Annotated in this window: 6 protein-coding genes; 2 read left to right on the forward strand and 4 right to left on the reverse strand. The window is 70.1% G+C overall.

Features of this window, described 5'->3' with window-relative positions; genetic code table 11:
- Positions 1-5 precede the first annotated feature (5 nt).
- Both ACWCQ6_RS27375 and ACWCQ6_RS27380 read left to right on the forward strand, forming a co-directional pair.
- On the forward strand, positions 6-1520 hold the full coding sequence (locus tag ACWCQ6_RS27375; RefSeq protein WP_451093552.1) for a methyltransferase domain-containing protein: 1515 nt from the start codon (positions 6-8) through the stop codon (positions 1518-1520).
- A gap of 70 nt (positions 1521-1590) precedes the next feature.
- Positions 1591-1965: a hypothetical protein gene (locus ACWCQ6_RS27380; protein ID WP_451093554.1), complete on the forward strand. Its 375-nt coding sequence runs from the start codon at positions 1591-1593 to the stop codon at positions 1963-1965.
- Positions 1966-2124: 159 nt separating this feature from the next.
- Here ACWCQ6_RS27380 and ACWCQ6_RS27385 read toward each other — a convergent pair whose 3' ends face one another.
- The 4 genes from ACWCQ6_RS27385 to ACWCQ6_RS27400 all read right to left on the reverse strand — a co-directional run.
- The gene (locus ACWCQ6_RS27385; RefSeq protein ID WP_451093556.1) at positions 2125-3036 is read right to left on the reverse strand and encodes a carbohydrate ABC transporter permease; all 912 of its coding nucleotides are present in this window, start codon (positions 3034-3036) and stop codon (positions 2125-2127) included.
- Positions 3033-4451 (reverse strand): carbohydrate ABC transporter permease, encoded by a 1419-nt coding sequence (locus tag ACWCQ6_RS27390; RefSeq protein ID WP_451093558.1) that lies wholly within the window; start codon positions 4449-4451, stop codon positions 3033-3035. The genes ACWCQ6_RS27385 and ACWCQ6_RS27390 overlap by 4 nt, the downstream gene beginning before the upstream one ends.
- 4 nt (positions 4452-4455) lie before the next feature.
- Positions 4456-5817, reverse strand: coding sequence for an ABC transporter substrate-binding protein (locus ACWCQ6_RS27395; RefSeq protein WP_451093560.1), 1362 nt, complete (start codon positions 5815-5817; stop codon positions 4456-4458).
- A gap of 141 nt (positions 5818-5958) precedes the next feature.
- A partial coding sequence (locus ACWCQ6_RS27400) for an FtsK/SpoIIIE domain-containing protein (protein ID WP_451093562.1) occupies positions 5959-7175 on the reverse strand: 1217 nt, incomplete at its 5' end.

The following is a 7175-nucleotide window of genomic DNA, read 5'->3' on the forward strand; positions in this document are numbered from 1 at the left end:
GCCCCGTGAAGGAAAGCCCGAGCCCCAGGATCGGCATTCTGGTGGTCGCGTACAACGCCGAGACGACGCTGGAGAATACCCTCGACCGCATTCCGGAGGACTTCCGGTCCAAGGTCGCCGAAATCCTCATTCTCGACGACGCGAGCCATGACGAGACCTTCACCGCGGGCTGCCGCTGGTCGCAGATGGAGGGAATGCCGCGGACCGTGGTGATGCGGCACACCAAGAACCTCGGATACGGCGGAAACCAGAAGGCCGGATACGCGCTGGCAGCCGAGCACGGACTCGACATCATCGTGTTGCTGCACGGCGACGGACAGTACGCCCCGGAATTCCTTCCCGACATGGTCGGGCCCATCGAACGCGGCGAATGCGAGGCCGTGTTCGGATCGCGGATGATGAAATCCGGATCGGCGCTCAAGGGGGGCATGCCGATGTACAAATGGCTCGGCAACCGCATTCTCACCCGTCTGGAGAACGTCCTGCTCGGCTCGCAGCTCTCCGAATTCCACTCCGGATACCGCGCCTACAGTGTCGCGGCGCTCAAGAAGCTGCCGATCCACCGGAACACCGACGCGTTCGATTTCGACACCCAGATCATCGTCCAGTTGCTCAACGAGGGGATGCGGATCAAGGAGATCCCCGTCCCCACCTACTACGGCGACGAGATCTGCTACGTCAACGGCATGAAGTACGCGAAGGACGTCGTCAAGGACGTCCTCGAATACCGCCTCGCCGTCAAGGGATTCGGCACCTGCGGCTGGATCCCCAAGCCCGTCGAGTACGCGTTCAAGGAGGGCGACGGCTCCTCGCACGCCGTCATCCTGGAGAAGATGCGCAGCCTCCCGCCCGGCCGGGTCCTCGATCTCGGCTGCTCCGGCGGCCTGTTCGCCCAGCGCCTCGAAGCCCTCGGCCACGAGGTGACCGGCGTGGACTACGTCGAGGTTCCCGGCGTACGCGAGAAGTGCACCCACTTCCACCTCGCCAACCTGGAGGACGGGCTGCCGGTCGAGATCGGCGTCGGCTACGACTACGTGGTCGCCGGCGACGTCATCGAGCACCTCTCCCGCCCCGAGCGGGTGCTCGCCGAGGTGGTCGAGGTGCTGCGGCCCGGCGGCCATGTGCTGCTCTCCGTACCGAACTTCAGCCACTGGTACTCACGGCTGCGGGTGGCGTTCGGAGTCTTCGGCTACGACCGGCGCGGCATTCTCGACGAAACGCATCTGCGCTTCTTCACCCGGGCCAGCCTGCGCCGCACCGTCAGGGAGGCGGGCTACGACGTCCTCCACATCGCGTCGACCGGGGCCCCGTTCTGGGCACTGCTCGGCGGCGGACCGCTCCCCGCGGTCCTGGGCGCAGTGTCGAAACTGCTCACCCGGATCCGGCCGACGCTGTTCGGCTATCAGCACGTCGCACTGCTCACCCCGCATGCGGCCGAGACGATCATCGCTGGAGAGCACGTCGATGTACAGGACATCCTCGACCGACAGTACGCCCCTGCCGACCGGGTCGGCGTCTGAGGCCGACGGTTCCCGTCCCACGCCCGTCCCGAAGCCGCAGTCCCCGGGCGTCGCAGTCAGGAGCAAGGCCTTGACCCTCCCCAGTCTGATGCTGCTGCTGTTCGCCGTCTTCTCGTCGGCGGGCGGCCAGATCATGCTCAAGCACGGGATGAAGAACGCCGCGGCCGCCGCGGGACACGGCGGCGGATCTGTCGCCCTGCGTGCCGCGACCAGTCCCTGGGTCGTCCTGGGCCTGGTGGTCTTCGCGGTCTCCGCCCTCGCCTGGATGGCGACCCTGGCCAAGGTGCCGCTGTCCATCGCGTACCCGTTCAACGCCCTCGGGTATCTGTTGATCGTGCTGGCCGGGGCGACCGTGCTGCACGAACGGACCTCGATGTGGACCTGGGGCGGCTCCCTGCTCGTGGTCGTCGGCCTCGCCACCGTGATGGCGGGCCAGCAACGCTGACCGCGCCGCCGTCGGACGGGCCGCCAGAGCACCGCGGCGACCGCATGGCGGGTGGGGCGGGGTCGCCGTGATGAGCGACCCCGCCCCCGCGTGCTGACATACAGCCGTGTGTACGACGGCGCAGCTTGCTCCCGGCTCACGGCACCGCGTGCTCGCGGCCTACTTCACCGCGCCCGCCATCACGCCGGAGACGAACTGGCGCTGGAAGGCGAAGAAGACCGCCAGCGGAATCACCATCGACACGAAGGCGCCGGGCGCCAGCACGTCGATGTTGTTGCCGAACTGCCGTACCTGCTGCTGGAGGGCCACCGTGATCGGCGGCGAGTCCGAGTCGGCGAATATGAGTGCGACCAGCATGTCGTTCCACACCCAGAGGAACTGGAAGATCCCGAGCGAGGCGATCGCCGGGCCGCCCAGCGGCATCACGACCCGGGTGAAGAGCCGGATCTCGCCCGCCCCGTCCAGCCGGGCCGCCTCCAGCAGCTCCCTCGGGATCTCCGCGAAGAAGTTCCGCAGCAGGAAGATCGCGAAGGGCAGACCGAAGGCCGTGTGGAAGATGATCACGCCGAAGGTCGTCTCGAAGATACCGACCGCGCCGAAGAGCTTGGAGACCGGGACCAGGGCGACCTGCACCGGGACCACCAGCAGCCCCACGACCACCAGGAACCACCAGTCGCGGCCGGGGAACTCCATCCAGGCGAAGGCGTATCCGGCCAGTGAACCGATCACCACGACCAGGACGGTCGCCGGAACGGTGATCATGACGGTGCTGAGGAGGGAGTGGGTGATCGTCGAATTGTCCAGCAGCGCGGCGTAGTTGTCGAAGGTGAGCTGCGACGGGGCCGTGAGGACCTTCCACCAGCCGGTCGCTGCGATGTCGTCCGCGCCGCGCAGCGAGGACAGCAGCAGCCCCACCGTCGGCATCAGCCAGAACAGGCCCACCAGAACGAGGAAGATCCGCATCGCACCGCCGCCGGCACGGGCGGCGATGCGTGCGCCGAGGGACCGCTCGGCCTTCACCGGAACGTCTTCGGCCGATGTGCTTGTGGCCGTGGTCGGCGCTGTCGTCATCGGCGCCCCTCCTTCCGGATCCGGCGGATGTTCACGTACATCACCGGGAGTACCAGCAGCAGCAGGAGTACGGCGATGGCGCTGCCGATCCCCAGATCCGTGTCCGTGCCGAACGAGGACCGGTAGAGCTGGAGCGCCAGCACGTTCGCGTCGTCCAGCGAGGAGCCCGGCGCGATGATGAAGACCAGGTCGAAGATCTTCAGCACGTTGATCATCAGCGTGGCCAGCACCACCACCAGCACGGGCGCCAGCATCGGCACTGTGATCCGGCGGAACACCTGCCACTCGTTCGCGCCGTCCACCCGGGCCGCTTCGAGCAGTTCACGGGGCAGCCCCGCGAGCCCCGCCGCGATCAGCACCATCGCGAACCCGGCCCACATCCAGACGTAGGAACCGATGATCCCCGGAGTGACGAGGGTCGGGCCGAGCCACTCGACCCCGTTGTACGGCTCCTTGAAGTTCGAGGCGGGCAGCCGGAGTCCGGCGCCGTCCGCCGACGCGGGCAGGGTGAACGTGCCGTCCGCGTCCGCCGTCGCCGAGGCGACCACCTTCCCGTCCTTGACCGCCTCGACCTTGAGGCCCTTGAGACCCAGCTCCTTGGCGTCGATGACATTGGGCCGGCCGCCGCCGCCCCTGGTGAAGTCCAGCCACGCCGTGCCGGCGATCTCGCCGTCCTTCGCCGCCGCGGTCCTCGCGGGCTTCGCGTCCTTCGGCATGTTCGCCGGGATCACACCGACCAGCGGCAGCCGCACCGGCTGCCCGGCCCGTACCGGCTCCTTGGTGACGAACGAACCGCCGGGGCCCGCCCTGAGCGGGTGGACCGGAAGCGGATGCGCCTTCGGATACCCCGCCGACTCGGCGAAGGTGTCGTGCACACCCACCCATACGGCGTTGGCGACCCCACGCTCCGGAGCGGCGTCGTACACGAGCCGGAAGATGATGCCGGCGGCGAGCATGGAGATCGCCATCGGCATGAAGACGACCAGCTTGAACGCCGTGCCCCAGCGGATCCGCTCCGTGAGCACCGCGAATATCAGCCCGAGCGCCGTCGAGACCGTCGGCGCGAGCACGACCCAGATCGCGTTGTTCCTGACCGCCGTACGGATGGTGTCGTCCGTGAACAGCGCCTTGTAGTTGTCGAGCCCGGCGAAGCCGGTACCCGCCTGGTCGAGGAACGACCGGTAGACGGAGTACACGATCGGATAGACCACGAGCGCGCCCAGCAGCACCAGCGCGGGTGCCAGGAAGAGGGCCGCGATGAACCGGCGGGTGCCGGTCACGCTCCGGCGGCTGCGCCCCGGGCCGCCGGACGGCGGGTCGGACGGCTTCCTGGGCGCGGGCACCGACGGCTCCGCGGGCGATTGCTTGTCGGCGGGGGGCACCGCGTCGGCGCCCCCCGCTGCGGCTGTCGTCATCGCGTCAGCTCTTGTACGCCTTGGCCGCGTCGGACTCCAGCTTCGCTTGAGTCCCCGCGATGTCCTTCGGGTTCTTCAGGAAGTCCTGGAGGGTCTTCCACTCGCCCTTGCCGGGCGTCCCGCCGAAGGACTGCGGTGCCTGGTCGGACATGTCGAACCGGACGGCGTCACCGGCCGAGATCAGCGCCTTCGCCATCGTGCGCTGCACCTCGTTCGGGTAGGCGGAGGCGTCCAGGGCCTTGTTCGGCGAGATGAAACCGCCCTGCTCGGCCATGATCTGCGCGGCGTCGGTCGAGCCCAGCCAGGTCAGCAGGGCCTGGGCGCCCTTGCCGTCCTTCAGCGCCACCGCGGCGTCGCCGCCGGTCACGACGGGGGACTCGGCGCCGACCGCCGGGAACGGGAACACCTTGGCGTCCGTCCCGATCTTCGCCTTCGTCTGCGCGATGTTGACGCCCACGAAGTCGCCCTCGAAGACCATCGCGGCCTTGGGCTGGTCACCACCGGTGAAGGTCTGGGTGACCGAGGCGGGGAACTCCGTCTGCAGGGCGCCGTCGGCGCCGCCCGCGATCAGCGACGGCTTGCCGAAGAGCTGCGCGAGCGTGGTCAGCGCGTCCTTGACGGACGGGTCCGTCCACTTGATCTTGTGCTGGGCCAGCTGGTCGTACTTCTCCGGACCGGCCTGGGAGAGATAGATGTTCTCGAACCAGTCGGTGAGCGTCCAGCCGTCCGCGCCGCCGACGGAGACCGGGGTGACGCCCGAGGCGGAGACCGTCTCGGCCGTCTTCAGGAAGTCCTTCCAGGTCTTCGGCTCGGCCGCGCCCGCGTTCTCGAACGCCTTGGCGTTGTACCAGATCAGGGACTTGTTGGCGGCCTTGAAGTAGACACCGTACTGGGTGCCGTCCACCGCGCCGAGGTCCTGCCAGACCTCCGAGTAGTTCTTGCTCAGCTGGGCCTTGGCCTCGGGGCCGACCGGCTTCGCCCACTTCTTCTGGGCTGCCTGCTGGATCGCTCCGACCTGCGGGATCATCGCGACGTCCGGCGGCTGGCCTCCCGCGATCTTCGTGCCGAGGAAGTTGACGATCGGGTCCTGCGCCGGGACGAAGGTGACCTTCGCGCCCGTGCGCTTCTCGAACTCCTCGAGAACCTTGACGAAGTTGGCCTGCTCGGCACCGGTCCAGACGGCCGCGACCGAGAGCTTCTCGCCGTCCAGCTTCGGCAGGACGACGCTGGAGGGGCTTCCCTTGCCGCTCCCAGAGCTCTTGTCCGACTCGTCCTTTCCGCCGTCGTCACTGCAACCGGTGAGGGCCAGGGCGCCGACGGCGGTGAACACCGCGGCGGCCCTGCTGATTCGAAGGGTTGTGCGCATTGCTTCCCCGTCTCTCACATCGTTGTGTGAGCCCAGTCCTACGCCCGGTGCACGGGCGCCGCAATACCGCTTCTCGTGTCAACTCCTTGATCGTGATGGGCTCGTGACGTGATGTCAGTGAACGTCCGGGCTCGGTTTCCCTCAGGAGTGGACGGGCCCGAACGGGGCTATCGGCTCGGCGTTCACCGACCGGGCCGCCCTTTCCAGCGCACTGGCCAGCAGGGCCAGATCGGTCGGTCCGTTGCCCAGTTCGCGGACCGGGCGCCGGGTCGGCGGATCGCCCATCCGCTCCCACTCCAGCGGCACGACGGTGGGCCGCAGCGTGGCGGTGCGCGGTATGCGCCCGGTCACCCGGCCGCCCTGGAACGGGGTCACCCGCCCGTCCGGATGCCCGAGCCTGCCCCGTCCGGGCGCCGGGTCCTCCGGAGACGGCTGGACCACCGGTGCGTCCAGCACGATGCGCAGCCGGGCCCCGTGGGCCAGGTCGGTGTCCTCCGTACGGTCCGGGCGGGCGGACGCCGCGACCAGGTGGATGCCGAGCCGGCCGCCCTCCCGCGCCACGGCCTCCAGGGCCCGCACCACCGAACCCGCGGCGGGGCGGCCGGGGCTGCCGAGCGCCGGGGCGACCAGCGCGTCGAAGTCGTCGACCAGGACGACGAGCCGGGGCAGAGGGGAGGGCCCGGGTTCCGAGGGGCGGGCGGCTGGGCGCAGCCGGAGCGTCCCGCTCAGCGGGGAGTCCACGTCACCGCGCTGCTGCGCGGTGGCCGGCGGGCGCCGGCCGACCATCTGCCGCGCCGCCTCGTGCCGGTGGTGCCACTCGGTGAAGTCGTACGGGCCGAGCAGTTCGTCCCGGCGCTTCAGCTCGCCGCCCAGCGCCTGGGCGAACTCCCGCATCCGCACCGGGTCGGAGGCCACCAGGTGCGTGAACGCGTGCGGCAGTTCGGTACAGGGGCCAAGGCCATCGCCGCGGTCGCCGCCCGCGCCGTCGACCAGCAGGAGGCCCAGCAGGTCGGGCCGGGCGGCCGCGGCGAGCGAGGCGGCGACGGCACGCAGCAGCTCCGTGCGCCCGCTGCCGGCCGGTCCCTCGATGAGGAGGTGGGGGCCTTCCTCCGCCAGATCCACGCCGACCGCGCCCCGGGGCCCGGCCCCGAGCACCACCACGGGCCGCCCGACGGCCGCGGATGTGCCGGTGCCCGCCTCGGCGCCGGCCTCCGCGGTCGCCCCGGCGGCGGTGCGTCCGACGGCCGGGGCGGCGCTCTCGGCGCCTCGCGCGGCGACCCGGGGCGCGTCGCCGCCGCGCGGCCCGCTGACCCGGTTGGAGCCGCGCCCGGATCCCCCGGGGTAGGGGGTGCGCCCGG

The sequence above is a fragment of the Streptomyces sp. NPDC001880 genome (genome assembly GCF_053594575.1).